Raw genomic sequence first — 19,331 nt, forward strand, 5'->3', positions numbered from 1 at the left:
ACCTGCGCCCGTCTGCCCCTCGGTGAAGGTCGGCCCCCGAGGGCAGGGCAGGTGCCCCAGGGGACCACCCGGTCAGGCGACGGCGAGTGAACCAGCGTCCCGCCGTCGCGGCCTGGCGGGCGCCGACCCTCGCCGTGTGGCGGGCGGCGCGCATCCCGAGCACCGCCGCGGGGCCGACGGTGGAACCGCGCCCCGGGTGGGTGCGGCGGGCTGGGGGTGGCGGGCCGGGGGGACGGCGGAGGTGGGGAGGACGTCGGGTCAGGCGGTGGCGAGGAGCTTGCGGATGCGTTTCTCGCTGACCTTGACCGGGGTGCCCAGCTGCTGGGCGAAGAGGCTGACACGCAGCTCCTCGATCAGCCAGCGCACCTCCTCCAGCGTCTCGGTGCGTGCCGGGTCGGCGGTCGCGTGGCGGGCGGCGGAGGCGGCCGCCTCGTACTCCTCCTCCAGCTCACCCACGCGCCAGGCGAGGTTGGCGTCCTGGTGGACGTTGTCCTTGGCCCGCTCCACCCGCCGGCGCGCGGCCCGCAGGTAGCGGGGGAGGTGGACGAGGCGGTCGGGCGGGGTGCGTGAGACGAAGCCCGGGTAGATGATCCGGCCGGCCTGGTCGCGCACGTCGGTGAGGGTGTTGAGCAGGAACATCGAGGTCGCGTCCTTGACCGCCGCCTCGAGCTCCCGCTGCGCCTCGAGCGCCGCCACCACGTGGCCCACCACCCGGTACACCCGCTCCTCGAGGCCGGTCCGGACGGCGTCGCGCAGCTGTCCGTAGCGCTCGGCGTCCATCGGCTCACGCCCACCGTTCGCCGCGACCCACTCGTCGGCCAGCGCCGTGACGGCGGCGAGCTGGACGTCGGCCACGAGTGACTCCGTGTCCCGGTAGGGGCTGGCGGCGAGCGTGAGCGCCTCGCGGCCGGTCCACCGTGATGTCACGCGCCCGCTCGCCAGCGCCGTCTCCTGGAGGAGCAGCCGCCGCACGCCGCGCCGGTGCGCGCGCCCCTGCTCGCGCGAGTCGGCGAGGACGAGGAGGTCCACCCGCGGTGGTTTCCCGCGCTCGGCGGCCACCTCCACGAGCGCCGGGTACCCCCGCACGAGCAGGCCCTGCGGCCCCGTCGACTCCACCTGCGCCGGGATCGTCCCGGCCGCCGGCCACCCGGTGAGCCCGTGCTCCTCCGCCAGCGCCGGCGCGGACGGACGTGCCCCCGCGGCGGGTGCGGTGCCCGACGGCGCGGCCTGCGCCGTCGTCGTCCTCCCCCCGTCGGACTGCTCGCGCGCCTCCTCCATCGCCAGCGCGACGGCACCCTTGACGGCGCTGCGCACCGCGGCCTGGGTCTGGGCGGCGAGGCGCCGCTGGAGCATCGGCAACGAGGTGCTCTCGCCGAGCACCTTGCCCTTGTCGTCGACGACGCGGAAGGTCAGCCGCAGGTGGGAGGGCAGCTTCTCCTCGTCCCACGCGTCGTCCGGGATCGTCACGTCCCGCGCCATGGCGACGGCGGCGGTGAAGGCCTCCCGGAAGGAGGGCGCCCCGAAGGGGGCGGGCGCGACATCCGACCACGGCGGCAGCAGCGCGAGCACCTCGCGGGCGACGTCGGGGGCCGGGACGAGCTGGACGCGCACCTTCTTGGGCAGCGAGCGGATCGTCGCGACGGCGAGGTCGGGCAGCAGGCCGGGCACGAGCCAGTCGAAGCCGTCGGGACGCAGCCGTCCGAGCACGCTGACGGGGACGTGGACGGTGACGCCGTCGGCCGCTGTCCCCGGCTCGAACTGGTAGGTGAGGGGCAGGGTGAGGTCCCCCTGCTTCCACGTGTCGGGGAAGTCGCCCGAGGAGACGTCCGGCTCCCCGCCGAAGAGCAGCTCGCGGGTGAGGTCGAGCAGCTCCGGCTCCTCGTGGCGGTGCTTCTTCCACCACGAGTCGAAGTGCCGGGCACTGACGACGGACTCGGGCAGGCGCTCGTCGTAGAAGTCGTAGATGCCGTTCTCGTCGATGACGAGGTCCCGGCGCCGGGTGCGGTTCTCCAGCTCCTCGGCCTCGGCGAGGAGGTCGCGGTTGCGCGCCCAGAACGTGTGGTGGGTGCGCCACTCACCCTGGACGAGCGCGTGCCGGACGAACAGCTCCCGGGCCAGGGCGCGGGCGGAGGCGGTGCCGATGCTGGCGAGCGGCACGGTGCGGTCGGCGACGAGCGTCATCCCGTAGAGGAGGACCTTCTCGTGGACCATCGCGGCGCCCTGCCGGGTGGACCAGTACGGCTCGGAGTGGACCTTCTTCGTCAGGTGGGCGGCGGCCGGCTCCACCCACGAGGGCTGGATCCGCGCGGCGGTGCGCGCGAAGAGCCGCGACGTCTCGACGAGCTCGGCGGCCATCACCCAGTCGTAGGCCTTCTTCGCCAGGCCGGACCCGGGCCACACGACGAAGCGCGTCCCGCGCGCCCCGGCATACTCGCGGCGCCGCTCGTCGTAGCTGCCCAGGTTGGACAGCAGACCGACGAGGAGGGACTGGTGGATCGCGTCGGCGCTCGCGGCGTCGGAGGACTGCCCGACGGCGACGGCGGCCGCCGCGGGGTCCTCGCCCACCTCGTCCGCGGGGGGCAGCGCGAGCGGACGCATGGTCAGGCCGAGCGGCTTGGCCAGCTGGCGCAGCTGGCTGACGACGTCCTGCCACTCCCGCACCCGCAGGTAGTTGAGGAACTCCGACCGGCACAGCCGCCGGAAGGCCGAGCCGGACAGGTCGCGCTGCTGGGTGCGCAGGTAGCGCCACAGGTTGAGGTAGGCGAGGAAGTCGGAGGTGGGGTCGGTGAAGCGGCGGTGCTTGGCGTCCGCGGCCTGCTGGTGCTCGGCCGGCCGCTCGCGCACGTCTTGGACCGACAGCGCCGCGACGATGACCATGACCTCGGCCGCGCAGCCGTTCTCCTGGGCGGCGAGCAGCATGCGGCCCAGCCGCGGGTCGATGGGCAGGCGGGCGAGCTGCCGGCCCACGGGCGTGAGCCGGTGGCGTCCGGCGCCGCCGGGACGGGCGTCCTCGTCGGCGGCTTCGAGGGCGCCGATCTCGACGAGGAGCTGGACGCCGTCGCGCACGGCCCTGGTGTCGGGCTGGTCGACGAAGGGGAAGTCCTCGACGTCACCGAGGCCGAGCGCCGCCATCTGGAGGATGACGGAGGCCAGGGAGGTGCGCAGGATCTCCGGCTCGGTGAACTCCGGCCGCGACTCGTAGTCCGTGCGTGAGTAGAGCCGGATCGCGATGCCGTCGGCCACGCGGCCGCAGCGTCCGGATCGCTGGTTCGCGCTCGCCTGGGAGATCGCCTCGATCGGGAGCCGCTGCACCTTGGTGCGGTTGGAGTAGCGGGAGATTCGCGCCGTCCCGGGGTCGATGACGTAGCGGATCCCGGGCACCGTCAGCGAGGTCTCGGCAACGTTCGTCGCGAGCACCACGCGCTGGTGGCGGTGCGGCTCGAAGACACGGTGCTGCTCGGCGGCGGACAGGCGCGCGTAGAGCGGGACGACCTCGACGACGCCGGGCTGGCCGGCGCTCGCCCGGCCCGCGTACCGCGGCCCGAGGTGCTCGGCGAGCGCGACGTCGGTGTCCCGGATCTCCCGCTCGCCGGAGAGGAAGACGAGGATGTCGCCCGGTCCCTCGGCGAGCAGCTCGTCGACGGCCCGGCAGATCGCCGTCGGCTGGTCGAGCTCCTCCTCGCGGATGGCGGGCGCGTCGTCGTCCTCGCCGTCGTCGTCGGTGTCGGGGACGAGCGGGTGGTAGCGAATCTCGACGGGGTAGGTGCGTCCGGACACCTCGACGACGGGTGCCGGGACGCGCTCGCCGTCGTCGCCGTCGCGGCCGAAGTGGGCGGCGAACCGGGCGGAGTCGATGGTCGCGGAGGTGATGACGACCTTGAGGTCCGGGCGGCGGGGCAGCAGCCGGGCGAGGTAGCCGAGGATGAAGTCGATGTTGAGGGACCGTTCGTGGGCCTCGTCGACGATGATCGTGTCGTAACGCCGCAGCATCGGGTCGCGCTGGATCTCCGCGAGGAGGATGCCGTCGGTCATGAGCTTGACGAGGGTCGTGGGACCGACCTCGTCGGTGAAGCGCACCTGGTAGCCGACGGCGCCGCCGAGCTGGACGTCGAGCTCCTCGGCGATGCGCTCGGCGACCGTGCGTGCGGCGATGCGGCGCGGCTGGGTGTGGCCGATGGTGCCGGTGACCCCACGGCCGAGCTCGAGGCAGATCTTCGGCAGCTGCGTCGTCTTCCCCGAGCCGGTCTCCCCGGAGACGATGACGACCTGGTGGTCGCGGATCGCGGCGGCGATCTCCTCGCGGCGCGCGGAGACGGGCAGCTGCTCGGGGTAGGTGATCGTCGGGACGGCGGCGCGACGGGCCTCGAGCTGCTCGGGGGAGTAGCCGCGGTGCTCGGCCGGGCGGCGGCCTCCGGGGCGACGACGGCGCGCCCCGCGTCCGCCGTCGTCGGCTCGCCGGGACGGCCTTTTGCCGTCGGCGTGCTGCGCGGCGCCCCGCTCCGTGGTCACGGTCGACCATTCTCGCCGATCCTCAGCGCGGAGGGCACCTCGTTTCCTCCGGGTGAACGGCGTGGGCGCCAGGTGGGGAGGGGTTGTGGCCAGTGTGTGAGGACGCGGGTGGTTCAACGGGACGGCCGGCTGGCGGGAGACAATGGCGGGGTGTTGAAGCTTCTCGGCTGGGTGCTCACCCTCGCCCTGGCTGCGGTGGCCGTGCTCACGCTGGACCCCGCGCGGCTCGGGCTCTCGACGTTCGTCCCGGTGACGCAGGCGATCGCCATGCGCCCCTACCTCGTGGTGGGCTTCGTCGTGCTCGGCGGGGTGCTGCTGCTCGGCGTCCTCGTCGCGGCGCTGCTCGGGCGCCGGTGGCCGCGCCGGACGGTGCTGGCGGTGGCCCTGCTCGCCGTGGGCGCGGGGCACGCCGCGGTGCTCTGGCACCGGGGCCTCGGCGACGAGGCGCTGCCCGCGGCACGGGATGGCGCTGTCACGGTCCTCAGCCTCAACACCCTGGGTGGCGGCTCGAGCCCCGAGCAGGTGGCCGACGCCGCCGACGACGCAGGCGCCGACGTCCTCGTCCTCCCGGAGACCTCCGCCGACAGCGCACGGGCGATCGCCGACGGGCTGACCGAGCGCAGCGGCACCGCCTTCCAGCTCTTCGTCGAGCGCACCGGGGCGTGGGACTCGAGCTCGACGGCGCTGCTCGTGAGCGAGGAGCTGGGCGAGTACACGCCCGCAGCGGCCCCGACGACGGCGCACGGCGCGGTCCGTGCGGAGCCGGCCGACGGCTCGGGACCGGTCCTCGTGGGCGTCCACCCGATGAGCCCGCACGCGCCCGGACCCGCGATGGAGCGGTGGCGCACCGACCTCGAGGCGGTCACCGAGCCCTGCCGCAGCGAGCCGGGTGTCATCGTCGCCGGGGACTTCAACGCGACCCTCGACCACGCCCCCATGCGGGACATCGGCTCCTGCGTCGACGCGTCCACCGAGGGCGGCGTCGGCGGCGTGGCGACCTGGCCCGCGCACCTGCCGCGGCTCGTGGGCGCCCACATCGACCACGTCCTGGTGGACGGTGACGTCTACACGGTGGACGCCGCCGCCGTTCTCGAGGTGGGCGAGAGCGACCACCGGGCCGTCGTCGCCCAGATCTCCCCGAAGTAGCCCCCGCCGCCAGCCGACCTACTGGCCGAGGATGACGGCGTGCCAGGCACCGTCGTGCTCGGCGCCGTAGGCATCGACGCGGACCGCGGTGACCTTCGGTTCAGGGACCTCCGCTAGCTGGGCGCCCTCGCCGCAGGCCACGTCGTGCTCGACACCGGTGGTCTGGCTGAGTCCGCCGGTGTCTCGGGTGACCTCGACAAGGAAGGTCAGCGTGTCCTCGCCGAAGCAGGAGAGGCGGACGCCCGCCACCTGCAGGGGTGCCTCGAAGTCCACGGTGATGCCGTTCCCCGGCTGGGCGGGTCCGTCGCCAGGACCGACGCGGCTCGACATCTGGCCCAGTCCGCTCTCGACGGCGCGCTCCTCGGCGTTCATCCACGCGCTGACCTCCGAGGGGTCGACGTCGTCGCCCGAGCAGCCCGTGACGAGCGCGCCGAGCAGCACGACGCCCGCGGCACCCGCCGTCGCTCTTCCCATGGCAACACGCTAGTGGGAAGCGGCGCTTCGCCGTCGTGGGCTCCCCTGTTCGCCTCTCCCGGAGGTGCGGGGAGGAGGGGGGTGGGAGGACGTGCGGGTAGGTCAGCGCGGGCGGGTCAGCGCCGCGGCTGGGTCCCGCCGAGGACCGCGACGTGGACGGCGCCCACGACGTCCTCCCCGAAGACCTCGACCCGGACACGCTCTGCAGCGTGGCCGCCGGTTCGTCGGCCGCACCCTGCGGCCGGATGTCGGAGGACATCGCACCCACCACGCTGCCCTCCACGGTGGTGGGTCGGCTCTCGAGCCACTCCTCGATCTCGGCGTCGCTCGGTCCGGCCCCGGCGCAGCTCGTGGCCAGCCCTCCGAGCAGGACGAGGGCGGCGGCGCGGACGGTGGTGCGTCTGCCCATCCCGCCACGCTAGCGCGGCGCTCGGTCCCCATCGTCGGTCGCGCGGGTGGCGAGCCGGCCGAGCGCGGCTCTCCAGAAGTCCTTCCACTCGGCCACGCTGTCCGCGTCCGGGAGCCGGCCGTGCTGGACCGCGACCCGCACCTTGCCGGCGCCGGCGGTGAGCTCGACGACGATGCGCGCCTCGCCGTCGTCGTCCGTGAGCCGGGCACGCCTGGGCGGGCTCGCGCTGGCCAGCCGCCACCCCGGCAGCCACGTCGCGCGCAGCGCGTCGTCGACGACGTGGGCGAAGACCTCCTCGGCGGGCAGGCCCACCGTCCGCGAGGCGTTGGCGTCGAAGGTGCCGTCCGGGCGCTGCCCCGGCTGCCGCATCCCACGCGCCTGCTCGTAGCCCACGGTGAGGCTCTGCGCCCACCAGCCGTCGACGCCGTGCTCGGCGACGAGCCACTCGGCGATCTGCTTGTGCGCCCACCCGTCCGCCCCGGCGGCGTCGAGCACTGCGAACCACTCCTCGCGGGGCCGGCCGGTGGCACGGGCCACCTTGTCCGCGCCGATGACCTCGTCGTGCCGTCTGGTGGCCATGGGCCCACGCTAGCGCGCAGCGACCGGCCGGGGCGGGACAGGGCGACGCACCCTCACCCGCGTGCGGGGAGGGTGGCCGCGGCCGGGCGCCTTGACGTTACCGCCGACCGTCCCGGCGACGTGCGCGGCGCCGTCGTCCAGCTCCTCGACGCCCCCGCCGACCGAGCCGCCACGGTAGACGTCGACCAGGCCGGGTGGTCCCGGTGGACCGCGACCACAGTCCAGTGGCGGCAGGTGAGGTCACCGTGAGGATCCGGCGAGCCGTCTCATCGACGCGGCCCGACGAGGGCCTTCGGTCTCGCATCCCGGATGAGCGTTGCCCACGCCATGACCTGCCCGCGACGATCGCCCCACCATCCAGAGCGGCCGAGAGTCCTGGCTCGACGACGCCGCAGCAACCCCCCGTCCCACGGGTGCGGGTGCTTCCGCCAGGCCCGATGGGAGAGACCTCTTGAGCACCGCTAGCCTCGTGACCGTGCCGCGTGGACGACCGACGGTCTCATTCGAGCTGTACCCACCACGCACGCCCGCCAGCGAGGCGGCGGCGTGGGAGACGGTCGAGCGCCTGGCCGCCGCGGCCCCGGACTTCTTCTCTGTCACCTACGGCGCCTCCGGCTCCACCCGTGACTCCTCACGCGCCCTCGTGCGCCGCATCCTCGCCGAGACGAGTGTCGCCCCGATCGCCCACCTCACCTGCGTCGGTTCCACCCGCGCCGAGCTCACGCAGTTCGTCGACGAGCTCCTCGACGACGGCGTCCGCGACTTCCTCGCGCTGCGCGGCGACCCACCGGACGGCCAGCCGACGTGGGTGCCGCAGCCCGAGGGCGTCAACACCACCGCTGAGCTCGTCGCGCTCATCCGGGCGGCGGAGCTGGCGCGCTTCGGCACCACCGGAGTGCTGAGCGTCGCCGTCGCCGCCTACCCCGCCGGCGCGAGCCACACCCGCACGCAGGACGTCGTCGCCCTGCGTGACAAGCAGGCGGCCGGCGCGGACTTCGCCATCACCCAGGTGTTCTACGACGTCACCGCCTACGTGGAGCTGGTCGAGGAGGCCCGCGCCGCCGGGGTGGTGCTCCCGCTCGTCGCCGGCATCATCCCGATGACCGACCCCCGCCGGCTGCGCCGGTTGGCCGAGCTCACCGGCGTCCCGGTCCCGGAGGCGCTGCTCGACCGCCTCACCTCGGCCGCCGACGACGAGGAGCGCCACCGCATCGGCATCGACGCGACCCTCGCGCTGGTGGAGGACGTCGTCTCCGCCGGCGCTCCCGGCCTGCACCTGTTCACGTTCAACCAGTACCGGCCGGCTCTCGACGTCGTCGAGCGCCTCCGCCGCCCGCTGTCCACCACGAGCCCGAGGACGATCTCATGACCGACCCCACCGCGCCCCAGCTGCCCGCCGCCACCATCCTCGGCTACCCGCGGATCGGGCCACGGCGCGAGCTCAAGCGGGCGGTGGAGTCCTTCTGGGCCGGCCGCAGCGAGCTCGACGACCTCCAGATCGCCGCCGCCGAGCTGCGCCGCCGCCAGCGCGCCCGGCTCGTCGACCTCGGCCTCGCCCCGGACGACGCCTCCATCCCGGGCGACTTCACCTTCTACGACCAGGTGCTCGACACCGCCGTCACGCTCGGTGCGGTCCCGCCCCGGTTCGCGCACCTCCTGGACGACGACGGCGCTCTGAACCTGCCCGGCTACTTCACCGTGGCCCGGGGTGAGGGGGAGCGGCCGCCACTGGAGATGACGAAGTGGTTCGACACGAACTACCACTACCTCGTCCCCGAGATCAGCCCGCAGACCCGGTTCCGGCTGTCCGACGACCGCGTCGAGCGGCTCTTCCTCGAGGCGGCGGCCGAGGGGGTGACCACCCGTCCCGTCGTCGTCGGGCCGGTGACCTTCCTCCTGCTGAGCAAGGCCGTGGCCGCTGAGGACCCGGGCGACGGCGCCGCACCCGCGGCCGCGCCACCGGAGGGCTTCACGCCCCTCGACCGCCTCGAGGACGTGCTGCCCGCCTACGTCGACCTGCTCCGCGCACTGGGTGGCGTCGGGGCGCCGTGGCTGCAGCTCGAGGAGCCTGCCCTCGCGGTGGACTGGGGGGTGCCCCGCGAGCGGGTGCTGGCCGCCGTCGAGCGCGCCTACACCGTGCTGGCGACCGAGACGACGCGGCCAGAGCGGCCCGCCCTCTTCGTGCCGGTGGCCTACGGGCCCGCGGAGGACGCGCTCCCGGTCCTGGCCAGGACCGGTGTCGAGGCCGTGGGCATCGACCTCGTCCGCGGCGGAGTGCCGTCCGGTGAGGTGCTGTCGCAGCTGGGGGACGCCGTCGTCGTGGCGGGCGCGGTCGACGGACGCAACGTGTGGCGTACCGACCTGGACGCCGCGCTCGAGCGCCTGCAGGAGCTCGAGGCGGGGCTCCACGCCGGCGCCGCGCGTGACGGCGGCCTGTGCGTGGCCACCTCGACGTCCCTGCAGCACGTGCCCTACGACGTCGGCGCGGAGACGCGGCTCGACCCGCAGCTGAGCGGCTGGCTCGCCTTCGCCGACCAGAAGGTCGAGGAGGTCCTCGCGCTCGCAACCGCACTCACCCAGGGCGGGGACGCCGCCAAGGGGGCCTTCGCGGCCGCCGCGGACCGCCGGCGCAGTCGCCTCGAGCACCCCGGCGTGCGCCGCGCCGAGGTCCGCGACCGCGTCGCCGCGCTCACCGACGCGGACCGGCGCCGCGTTCCCTTCGCCGAGCGCGCGGCCGCGCAGGCCGCGGTCCTCGACCTCCCGCCCCTGCCGACGACGACGATCGGCTCCTTCCCCCAGACGGTCGAGATCCGCCGCGCACGGGCCGCTTACGGGCGCGGCGAGCTGGGCGCGGAGGAGTACACGGCCGCGATGCGCGAGGAGATCGAGCGTGTGGTGCGGCTGCAGGAGGAGCTGGGACTGGACGTCCTCGTCCACGGGGAGCCCGAGCGCAACGACATGGTCCAGTACTTCGCCGAGAACCTCGAGGGCTTCGCGGTCACCGAGAACGGTTGGGTGCAGTCCTACGGGACCCGCTGCACGCGGCCCTCGATCCTCTGGGGCGACGTGGCGCGGCCCGCGCCGATCACCGTCGAGTGGTCCCGGCACGCCGCCTCGCTCACCGACAAGCCCGTCAAGGGCATGCTCACCGGACCGGTGACGATCCTCGCGTGGTCCTTCGTGCGTGACGACCAGCCGCTGGCGGACACCGCGGCGCAGGTGGCGCTCGCGCTGCGCGACGAGGTCGCCGACCTCGAGGCCGCGGGCATCGGCATCATCCAGGTCGACGAGCCCGCGCTGCGCGAGCTGCTGCCGCTGCGCGCGGAGCACCACGCGGCGTACCTGGAGTGGTCGGTGGGTGCGTTCCGCCTGGCGACGGCGGTCGCCGCGCCCGCCACGCAGGTCCACACGCACCTGTGCTACTCGGAGTTCGGCGAGGTCATCGGTGCGATCGACGCGCTCGACGCGGACGTCACGAGCATCGAGGCCGCGCGCTCTCGCATGGAGGTGCTGCCCGAGCTGCAGGCCGCCGGTTTCGCTCGGGGTGTGGGGCCGGGGGTCTACGACATCCACTCCCCGCGGGTGCCGAGCGAGGAGGAGCTCGCTGAGCTCGTGGCGCTCGCGGCGGAGTCCGTGCCGTCCCAGCTGCTGTGGGTCAACCCCGACTGCGGTCTCAAGACCCGTGGCTACGACGAGGTCGAGCCGAGCCTGCGCCACCTCGTGGCAGCGGCTCGGAGAGTCCGCGCAAGCCTGCCCTAAGCGCTCGAAAAACCTGCGCATATGCGGGAGTTCTGCAGCTCGACCTCACTTCTGGCAGCAGGATTTCCGCATATGCACAGGAGGGGGTGTGAGAGGGGGTCAGTCGAGGCGCTCCGTCGTGATCTCGAAGGCTGCGGCGACCAGGCGGTCCGCCAGGACGGTGCCGAGCGCCGTCGCCGGGGTGAGGACGCCACCGCCGCCGGGCAGCCGGGGCCCGTCGTGGGCGAGGGCGAGCGCGGACTCCCCGATCATCACCGACGTCGCCGCGTAGCCCGGGTCCCCCTGGGCGGCGACGACGGTGCGGTACCTGGCCCCCGTCGTCGTGCGGGCGAGCACCTCCATGCGGAAGTGGCCGTTGCGGCGGGTCTCCTCGTCCGGGCCGTCGCCGGGGGAGGGGAGCACGCGGTCGGCGACCCAGCGGGTGGGCGGGAAGGCCATGACGCCGGCGGCGGCACCGGTGGCGAGGGACAGGGCCTGGGCCCGCCGTCGTCCACGGGAGCCGGGACCGAGGTCGACGACCTCCCGGTAGCGGAACTCGCGGCCGTAGCTCCAGCCGCTGAGCGCGTTGCTGCGGTGGACGATGCGGCTGTTGAAGGCAGCCATGGGGAAGGTCGTCACCCAGGTGCCGGTCTGGGCGTCACGGAAGGGCTGCGACGGCGTGTGCTGGTCGACCTCGGGGGCGTCGGCACGGTCCGGGACGAGCGCGTACGGGTCGGCGAGGATCCGGCGGTTGCCGGGGTCCCGGCCGGCGTCCACCTGGATGCGCATGGAGTCGATCGTGCCGCCGCTGACCCCGCCCGAGGCCGAGCGGACGGCGAGCGTGGTGGCGAGCAGCTCGCCCGCGCCGTCGGCCCGCGCCCGCTCGGCGGTGAGGAAGGCGCCGAGGTCGGAGGGGACGGAGTCGAAGCCGCACGAATGGACGATCCGGGCACCGGTGCGCCGCGCGGTGTCGTGCAGCCGCTGGGAGGTCTCGCGGATGAAGAGGACCTCACCGGCGAGGTCGGCGTAGTGGGTGCCGGCCTCCGCGCAGGCGCGTGCGAGCGGCATGCCGTGGCGGCTGTAGGGGCCGACCGTCGTGACGACGACGCGCGTGGTGGCCGCGAGATCGGCAAGGGCGGCGTCGTCCTCGGCGTCGGCGACGACCACCGGCCACCCCGCCGCGGCGGGGCCCAGCCCGTCGCGCACCTGCTCGAGACGCTCACGGGAGCGGCCCGCGAGCCCCACCCGGGTGCCCGGCGCGTGCTCCGCGAGGTACTCGGCGACGAGCCGTCCGACGAATCCGCTGGCGCCGTAGACGACGACGTCCAGCGCCCGGTCAACCGAAGGCGCAGTCATCACTCGAGGCTAGGTGCCACCCACCGCTTCGCAATTGGTGGGCGCGCCGAGCCTCGAGGCCCGGAGTGGCTCAGGTGTAGATCATGCCCATGGCTCGGCGGACCTCGTCCAGCGTGGACTCGGCGACGGCGTTGGCGCGCTCGTTGCCCTCGTCGAGCACCTGACGCAGGTAGCCCGGGTCCGCCGCGAGCTCGGCGCGGCGGGCGCGGATGGGCGCGAAGTGCTCGTTGACGGCCTCGGTGGCCACGCGCTTGAGGGTGCCGCCACCGCCGTCGCCGATCTCCGCGGCGACCTCGTGCGGGTCGCGGCCGCTGGCGAGCGCGGCGAGCAGGACGAGGTTGGAGATCTCCGGGCGCCCGGCCGGGTCGTAGGTGATGTGCCGGTCGGCGTCGGTGACGGCCTTCTTCAGCCGCTTGGCGGTGGTGTCGGCGTCCATCCCGAGCTCGATGGTGTTGCCCTTGGACTTGCTCATCTTCTGCCCGTCGGTGCCGAGCAGGTTCGTCGCCGCGGACAGCAGCGCCTCCGGCTGCGGGAACACCGGCCGGCCGGCCTCGGCGCGCCCGTAGCGCTCGTCGAAGCGGCGCGCGATGATCCGCGTCTGCTCGAGGTGGGGCAGCTGGTCCTTGCCCACCGGGACGAGGTTGGCCTTGCAGAAGAGGATGTCGGCCGCCTGGTGCACCGGGTAGGTGAGGAGCAGCCCGGACATCGGGCGCCCGCCGGTGGCCTCGTACTCCGACTTCACCGTGGGGTTGCGGCGCAGCTCGGAGTCGGTGACGAGGGAGAGGAAGGGCAGCATGAGCTGGTTGAGCGCGGGCACGGCGGAGTGGGTGAAGATCGTCGTGCGCGCGGGGTCCAGGCCGATGGCCAGGTAGTCCGCGACGAGCGAGAGCACCCGGTCCTGGATCTCCCCCACCGCGTCACGGTCGGTGATGACCTGGTAGTCCGCGACGAGCACCCATGTCTGCACGCCCCGGTTCTGCAGCGAGACCCGATTGGCCAGGGTCCCGAAGTAGTGACCCAGGTGGAGGTTGCCGGTGGGCCGGTCACCGGTCAGCACGCGGAATCGCGAGGCGTTGACGTCGATCTCCGCCTCGATCGCCTGGGAGCGGGCCCGGGTGCGGTCGAGAGAGGCGTCGGACGTGGACTCCGCCAGCGCGTCCGAGACGGCGGCGTCACTTGTGGCGATCTGCTCGGTACTCACCCGGCGATCCTAGTCGTCCCCGAAACGCGCGCGGCGGCGGGTCCGACCATAGGGTGGTGCCCCACACATCACTTTCGGAGGTGGACGTTCATGGGCAAGCTCTCGTTCTTCGTCGGGGCCGGTCTCGGCTACGTGCTCGGTGCACGGGCGGGTCGGCAGCAGTTCGAGAAGATCAAGTCCGCGAGCCAGCAGGTGTGGGACAACCCGCGCGTGCAGTCCAGCGTGAACAAGGTCGAGGAGAAGGTCAGCGAGGTGGCCAAGGAGAAGGCCTCCGCCGTGACCGACAAGGTCACCGACACCGTCAAGAGCCGGATGGGCGGGTCCTCAGGGTCCTCCGACTCCTCCGGGTCCTCGGGTTCGAGCAACGGTGACGCCTCGCAGACCGGCGTCGGTGGCTCCATGCGCCCGACCCCGCCCCAGCCCGAGCTCTGACCCGCCTCTCCACCGCCCTCGTCGGCTTCGGCCACGCGGGGCGGGTCTTCCACGGGCCGCTCATTGCCGACGACGCGCGGTACAGCCTCGACGTCGTCGTCACCTCCGACCCTGGTCGGGCGGCCGACGCCGCGCGCCTGCACCCGCAGGCGCGCGTCGTCGCCGACCTCGCCGAGGCGCTCGCGGCACAGCCGGACGTCGTCATCGTGGCGAGCCCGCCTGCCACGCACGTCCCGGTCGCGACGGCCGCGCTGGACGCGGGCTGCGCCGTCGTCGTCGACAAACCGCTGGGGCCTGACCCGGCGCAGGCGCGCACCCTCCTCGACCGCGCTGATCGGCTCGGCCGCCCGCTCACCGTCTTCCACAACCGCCGCTGGGACAGCGAGTTCCTCACGGTCCGGCGGCTCCTCGCGGAGGGCGCGCTCGGTGAGGTCCGGCGTCTGGAGTCGCGCCTGGAGCGGTGGAAGACGGCCGAGACCAAGGCGTGGAAGGCCGTCGCCACGTGGCGGGAGGGCGGCGGGGTGCTCTTCGACCTCGGCTCCCACCTCGTCGACCAGGCGATCACGCTCCTCGGGCCGGTCACCGACGTCCACGCCGAGCTCGCCAGCGTCCGCGGCGGGGCGGACGACGACGCCTTCGTCTCCCTCTCCCACGCCGGCGGCGCCCGCTCCCACCTCTGGGTGAGCACGACGACGGCGGACCCCGGCCCGCGGCTGCGCGTGGTCGGCACGGACGCGACCTTCGTCATGGTGGCGGGTGACGTGCAGGAGGCGCAGCTGGCGGGCGGGATGCGCCCGTCCGCCCCCGGCTACGGCCGCGGTGAAGACGGGCGGCTCGTCACCGCCGACGGGTCCCGCCCGGTGCCGAGCGAGCCCGGGCGCTACCAGGACTTCTACGGACTGCTGGCGTCCGCGCTCCGCGAGGGGGCGCCGCTCCCGGTGGACCCCCGCGACGCGCTCGCCGTCGTCGAGCTCGTCGAGGGCGTCCACCGCAGCGGGTGAGCGCCCGGCCTAGACCGGTCAGGCCGGCTGGACCTGCGGTGTCGCGGCACCCGTGGTGCTCACCGTGGCCGGCGAGCCCGCGTCGTCGTCGCGGCGCCGGAGCAGTCGCGTCGCGTTGAGGATGACGGCGAGCACGGACGCCTGGTGGACGAGCATGCCCACCGCCATGGTCACGCCACCCGTGAGCACACCCGCGAGGAGCGCGCCGACCGTCACCAGCGCGACGCCGATGTTCTGACGCATGACGGAGACGGTCCGCCGTGCGAGGCCGATGGCCTGCGGCACCCTGAGCAGGTCGTCTCTCATGAGGGCGATGTCGGCCGTCTCGACGGCGACGCCCGTGCCGGCGGCTCCCATCGCGATGCCGATGTCCGCGGTGGCCAGGGCCGGGGCGTCGTTCACGCCGTCGCCGATCATCGCGACCACCCGCCCGCCGGCCTGCAGCTCCTCGATGGCCGTGAGCTTGTCCTCGGGCAGCAGCTGGGCCCGGACGTCGACCACGCCGACCTCGGCGGCCACCGCCTCGGCGACGCGGCGGTTGTCACCGGTGAGCATGACGACCCTGGTGACCCCGGCATCGTGGAGGCGGGTGATCATTTCCCGTGCGTCCGTCCGCACGCGGTCGGCCACCGCGACGACGCCGATGACCTCGCCGTCGAGCGCGACGACCATCGGGGTGCGTCCGAGACCGGCGAGGCGGTCGACCTCGGCGGCGGCCCCGCCGTCGTCGGTGATCCCCTCGGCGAGGAGGAGCGGCAGGTTCCCGACCGCGGCGCGGCGGCCGTCGAGCGTGGCGACGATGCCCTTGCCCGGCACGGGAACGGTGTGCTCGGGAAGGCCGCTGACGGGAAGGCCCTCGGCGGCGGCCGCCTCGATCACCGGGCGAGCGAGCGGGTGCTCGGACCCCGCCTCGGTGCGAGCGGCCCAGCCGAGGACGTCGGCCCGGCCAAGACCCGCCGCCAGCACCACGACGTCGGTCAGGTGCGGCCGGCCCTCGGTGAGGGTGCCCGTCTTGTCGAGCGCGACGGTGTCGATGCGGGCGCTCGCCTCGAGATGCTCCCCGCCCTTGATGAGAATGCCGTCCCTCGCGCCCCGGCCGATGCCCGCGACGATCGCCACAGGGATCGAGATGACCAGGGCTCCGGGGCACCCGATGACGAGGAGCGTGAGGGCGAGGACGACGTCACCGGTGACCAGGGCGGCGGCCAGGGCCAGCACGATGATCCCCGGCGTGTACCAGGCGGAGAACCGCTCGAGGAAGGTCTGGGCCCGCGCCTTGGCGTCCTGCGCCTCCTCGACACGGTGGATGATGCGGGCCAGCGTCGTGTCGGCGCCCACGCCGGTGGCGCGCACCGTGAGGAAGCCGCCGCTCGAGACGGTGCCCGCGAACACCCGGTCGCCCTCGGTCTTCTCCACGGGCACGGACTCACCGGTGATCGACGCCTCGACGAGTGCCGCGGCGCCTCCTGTCACGACGCCGTCGACCGGCACCTTCGCGCCGTTCTTGACGAGCACGGTCTCACCCGTCCCCACCTGCACCGAGGGCACCTCGACCTGCTCACCGTCACGCAGCACGACCGCGACGTCCGGGGCGACGGCGATGAGCTCGGCAAGGGCCGCGCGGGTCCTGTTCATGGTGCGGGCCTCGAGCGCGTGGCCGACGGAGAACAGGAACGTCACTGCGGCGGCCTCCCACACCTCACCGATGACGAGCGCGCCGGTCGCGGCGACCGTGACGAGCAGGTCGATGGCGATGGTGCGGTGGCGCAGCGCCCGCACGGCCTTGACGAGGATCGGCAGCCCGGCGAGCACCGCCGCGGCGGCCATCAGCACGTGGGAGGCGGTCAGCGCGGCCGAGGTGCCGCCGCCTGCGTGGCTGCTGGAGAAGGGGTTGACGCCGGCCGAGAAGGAGGCGACGGCGGCGGCGGTGATGAGCGCGCCCGCGGCGGCAGGGGCCGCCCAGGGGGCGCGTGTCCAGCTGGTCGGATTCATGGCGGTACCTTTCGCGACGTGCGGTGGAGGCCGGGCGCAGGGCCCGGCCGTCGGTGGGGACGGGTCAGAAGGCCGACAGCGCGGCCTTGTAGCCGGCCCTGCCGATCGCGGTGACGATCTCGTCGGTCGTGACGACGTCCGGGAGGTGGTCGACCTCGACGCGGCCGGAGGCGAACTTCACCGACACTCCGGCGACGCCGGGCAGGCGCCCGACCTGCTTCTCGATCGCGGCGACACAGCTCGGGCAGCTGAAGCCCTCGGCGCGGAAGACGGAGCGGGTGGCGGCGGTGGTGGTCATGGTGTGTGGTCCTTTCCTCGCCGTGAGGGCATCTCCCTCGCGGTGCTCCCAACGTAGGAAGGTCCGGCGGACGAGAACATGACGGCGGTCAATCAGCCGCATCGTCACCTCGGAGCCGGGGCGCTCACCGCCCGATAGCCTGCGGCCGGAGACACCACACGAGGTGGAGAAGTGGTCGGAGGGAGGAGTGACATGTCGTCCCAGGACGCCGCACCGGTGCGTACCGAGCCCGGGCGGCGGATGATCCCGCTGCGCGAGGTCACGCTGCCGCACCGCTGTCCGTGGCCGGTGCGCAGGCACGTGCTGACCCGGGCGCCGTACTTCCGGGGCCTGAGCGAGGACGCCGTCGAGCGCATCGACCGGCGCATGCGGACCACCACCTGGCCGGCGGGACGCACGCTCTACCGGGCCGGGGACCCGGCGACCGCCCTCTACGTCGTGGCGGAGGGGCGCGTGAAGCTCTCCCAGGTGACCGCCGGCGGGACGGAGACGGTGGCCGACATCCTCGTCCCGGGCGAGCTCTTCGGAGCGATGGGAACGCTCGGGGAGCCGTACCACTCGCACACGGCGACGGCGCTCGTCGGGTCCTGCACGCTCCGTATCGACCAGGACGACTTCCGTGAGGTGCTCCTCGAGCACCCCGGTGTCGCCCTGCGGGTGCTCGACGACGTCGCGGCCCGTCTGGTCCGGGCGCACTCCGACATCGGCGGGCAGACGACGGACACCGTCCCCCAGCGCGTCGCGACCGCCCTGCTGCGCCTGGTCGACAAGGTCGGGGAGGAGCGTGACGACGGAACCGTCATGCTCGAGGTCCCGCTCTCCCGCGCTGACCTCGCGGGGCTGGCGCGCTCGACGCCTGAGTCCGTGTCGCGGGTGATGAGCCGGTGGAAGAAGGCGGGTGTCGTGGACTCGGGACGCCGCTGGACCGCGCTGCTCGACCGGCGCCGTCTGGAGGCGGAGGCCGCGGGTGACACTCCGCGGCCCGACGGCGTGTGAGGGCACCCGAACACCCGCCGTCAGGGAAGGCGGGCCTCGTTTCCCCACGGGCCGGAAGCCTGTGACGCTTGTGCCGTGAGCCCGACCAACCGTCCCGAGCCGACCCGTGCGCAGGTGCGCCGTTGGCGGCGCTACCTCGCCGACGAGCGCGCCGAGGCCGCCGTCTACCGCGACCTCGCCCGCCGCCGCGAGGGCGAGGAGCGGGAGATCCTCCTCGAGCTCGCCGAGGCCGAGCGCCGCCACGAGGAGCACTGGCGCAAGCTGCTCGGGCACCACGTCGGCCACCCGAAGCGTGGGGCCGTGCGTACACGGGTGCTCGGCTGGCTCGCCCGCCGCTTCGGGGGCGTCTTCGTCCTCGCCCTCGCCCAGCGCGCCGAGGCACGCTCCTCCTACGCGGGCGACGACGACGCGACGTCGGCGATGGTGGCCGACGAGCAGATCCACGGGGAGGTTGTGCGGTCGCTGGCCACGCGTGGCCGCAGCCGCATGTCGGGGATGTTCCGGGCCGGCGTCTTCGGCGCCAACGACGGGCTCGTCTCCAACCTCGCCCTCGTCCTGGGCATCGGGGCGACGGGGGTGGCGTCGGAAACGGTCCTGTTCACCGGCCTCGCCGGCCTCCTCGCCGGAGCGCTGTCGATGGCGGCGGGGGAGTACGTCTCGGTGCGGTCGCAGCGCGAGCTGCTCGAGGCCTCCATCCCCGACCCGCGCGCCCAGGAGGCCATCCCCCACCTCGACGTCGACGCCAACGAGCTCGCGCTCGTCTACCGTGCCCGCGGCATGAGCGCCGCCGCCGCCGAGGAGCAGGCCCGGGAGGTCATGTCGGCCACCGGGCCGGGACGCGGGGAGGACGCCGAGCCGGACTACGAGGAGATCGGCACGGGCGTGAGCGCCGCCGTCTCCAGCTTCTGCTTCTTCGCCTCCGGTGCGCTGCTGCCCGTGCTGCCGTGGATCTTCGGCCTGTCCGGGACGATGGCGATCGTCGTCGCCGCCGTCGTCGTGGGCGCCGCGCTGCTGCTCACCGGCGCGGTGGTCGGCGTGCTCTCCGGCGCGCCGCCGCTGAAGCGTGCCCTGCGCCAGCTCGCCATCGGCTACGGCGCGGCCGCGGTCACCTACGTCCTCGGACTGGCCTTCGGCACGACGGTGAGCTGACGGCGACGCCCGCGCTCTCGCGGTCGACGCCTCACGCGCCTGACCATTCCG

At 74.0% G+C, this 19,331-nt stretch carries 15 protein-coding genes and 1 riboswitch; of the genes, 8 read left to right on the forward strand and 7 right to left on the reverse strand.

The features are described 5' to 3' along the window. Positions 1-258: 258 nt before the first annotated feature. A complete protein-coding gene (hrpA, locus tag M3148_RS09525; protein ID WP_251304447.1) occupies positions 259-4,509 on the reverse strand; it encodes an ATP-dependent RNA helicase HrpA in 4,251 nt (1,416 codons plus the stop codon). Positions 4,510-4,659: 150 nt separating this feature from the next. On the opposite strand from hrpA, the gene M3148_RS09530 reads away from it, so the two are divergent. Next, positions 4,660-5,655, forward strand: a complete 996-nt coding sequence (locus tag M3148_RS09530; protein WP_251304448.1) for an endonuclease/exonuclease/phosphatase family protein — start codon at positions 4,660-4,662, stop codon at positions 5,653-5,655. Positions 5,656-5,673: 18 nt separating this feature from the next. Here M3148_RS09530 and M3148_RS09535 read toward each other — a convergent pair whose 3' ends face one another. After that, complete coding sequence (locus M3148_RS09535; protein ID WP_251304449.1) at positions 5,674-6,129, reverse strand: hypothetical protein; 456 nt, start codon at positions 6,127-6,129, stop codon at positions 5,674-5,676. A gap of 152 nt (positions 6,130-6,281) precedes the next feature. On the opposite strand from M3148_RS09535, the gene M3148_RS09540 reads away from it, so the two are divergent. Then, positions 6,282-6,551 carry a hypothetical protein gene (locus M3148_RS09540; protein ID WP_251304450.1) on the forward strand — a complete coding sequence of 90 codons (270 nt, stop codon included), beginning with the start codon at positions 6,282-6,284 and terminating at the stop codon, positions 6,549-6,551. Here the strand turns inward: M3148_RS09540 and M3148_RS09545 are convergent. Continuing rightward, entirely contained in the window at positions 6,548-7,117 is a 570-nt protein-coding gene (locus tag M3148_RS09545; RefSeq protein ID WP_251304451.1) for a DUF4287 domain-containing protein, read from the reverse strand. The genes M3148_RS09540 and M3148_RS09545 overlap by 4 nt on opposite strands. Positions 7,118-7,467: 350 nt before the next feature. After that, positions 7,468-7,561, forward strand: a riboswitch (SAM riboswitch). A gap of 31 nt (positions 7,562-7,592) precedes the next feature. Between M3148_RS09545 and M3148_RS09550 the strand changes: the two genes are divergently transcribed. After that, positions 7,593-8,486: a methylenetetrahydrofolate reductase gene (locus M3148_RS09550; RefSeq protein WP_251304453.1), complete on the forward strand. Its 894-nt coding sequence runs from the start codon at positions 7,593-7,595 to the stop codon at positions 8,484-8,486. Next, entirely contained in the window at positions 8,483-10,876 is a 2,394-nt protein-coding gene (gene metE / locus M3148_RS09555; RefSeq protein ID WP_251304455.1) for a 5-methyltetrahydropteroyltriglutamate--homocysteine S-methyltransferase, read from the forward strand. The genes M3148_RS09550 and metE overlap by 4 nt, the downstream gene beginning before the upstream one ends. 99 nt (positions 10,877-10,975) lie before the next feature. Here the strand turns inward: metE and M3148_RS09560 are convergent, their stop codons facing one another. Beyond that, positions 10,976-12,211, reverse strand: coding sequence for a saccharopine dehydrogenase family protein (locus M3148_RS09560; RefSeq protein ID WP_251304456.1), 1,236 nt, complete (start codon positions 12,209-12,211; stop codon positions 10,976-10,978). A gap of 70 nt (positions 12,212-12,281) precedes the next feature. Then, positions 12,282-13,412, reverse strand: coding sequence for a tryptophan--tRNA ligase (gene trpS, locus M3148_RS09565; RefSeq protein WP_251304457.1), 1,131 nt, complete (start codon positions 13,410-13,412; stop codon positions 12,282-12,284). A gap of 90 nt (positions 13,413-13,502) precedes the next feature. Between trpS and M3148_RS09570 the strand changes: the two genes are divergently transcribed. Both M3148_RS09570 and M3148_RS09575 read left to right on the forward strand, forming a co-directional pair. Further along, positions 13,503-13,844, forward strand: a complete 342-nt coding sequence (locus M3148_RS09570; RefSeq protein ID WP_251304458.1) for a YtxH domain-containing protein — start codon at positions 13,503-13,505, stop codon at positions 13,842-13,844. Next, a complete protein-coding gene (locus M3148_RS09575) occupies positions 13,841-14,845 on the forward strand; it encodes a Gfo/Idh/MocA family protein (RefSeq protein ID WP_251304553.1) in 1,005 nt (334 codons plus the stop codon). Before M3148_RS09570 ends, M3148_RS09575 begins: the two co-directional genes overlap by 4 nt. Before the next feature lie 18 nt (positions 14,846-14,863). On the opposite strand, the gene M3148_RS09580 is transcribed toward M3148_RS09575, so the two are convergent. Both M3148_RS09580 and M3148_RS09585 read right to left on the reverse strand, forming a co-directional pair. Continuing rightward, positions 14,864-16,837: a heavy metal translocating P-type ATPase gene (locus M3148_RS09580; protein WP_251304459.1), complete on the reverse strand. Its 1,974-nt coding sequence runs from the start codon at positions 16,835-16,837 to the stop codon at positions 14,864-14,866. A gap of 64 nt (positions 16,838-16,901) precedes the next feature. Then, positions 16,902-17,135 (reverse strand): heavy-metal-associated domain-containing protein, encoded by a 234-nt coding sequence (locus tag M3148_RS09585; RefSeq protein ID WP_251304460.1) that lies wholly within the window; start codon positions 17,133-17,135, stop codon positions 16,902-16,904. Between the two features lie 192 nt (positions 17,136-17,327). Here M3148_RS09585 and M3148_RS09590 point away from each other — a divergent pair, with 192 nt between their 5' ends. Together M3148_RS09590 and M3148_RS09595 are read left to right on the forward strand one after the other, a co-directional pair. Then, entirely contained in the window at positions 17,328-18,131 is an 804-nt protein-coding gene (locus M3148_RS09590) for a Crp/Fnr family transcriptional regulator (RefSeq protein ID WP_251304461.1), read from the forward strand. A 75-nt stretch (positions 18,132-18,206) separates the two neighbouring features. Next, positions 18,207-19,280, forward strand: a complete 1,074-nt coding sequence (locus M3148_RS09595; RefSeq protein WP_251304463.1) for a VIT1/CCC1 transporter family protein — start codon at positions 18,207-18,209, stop codon at positions 19,278-19,280. Positions 19,281-19,331 lie beyond the last annotated feature (51 nt).

Origin of the sequence: Georgenia satyanarayanai, assembly GCF_023715365.1 — a bacterium.
Lineage (GTDB): Bacteria > Actinomycetota > Actinomycetes > Actinomycetales > Actinomycetaceae > Oceanitalea > Oceanitalea satyanarayanai_B.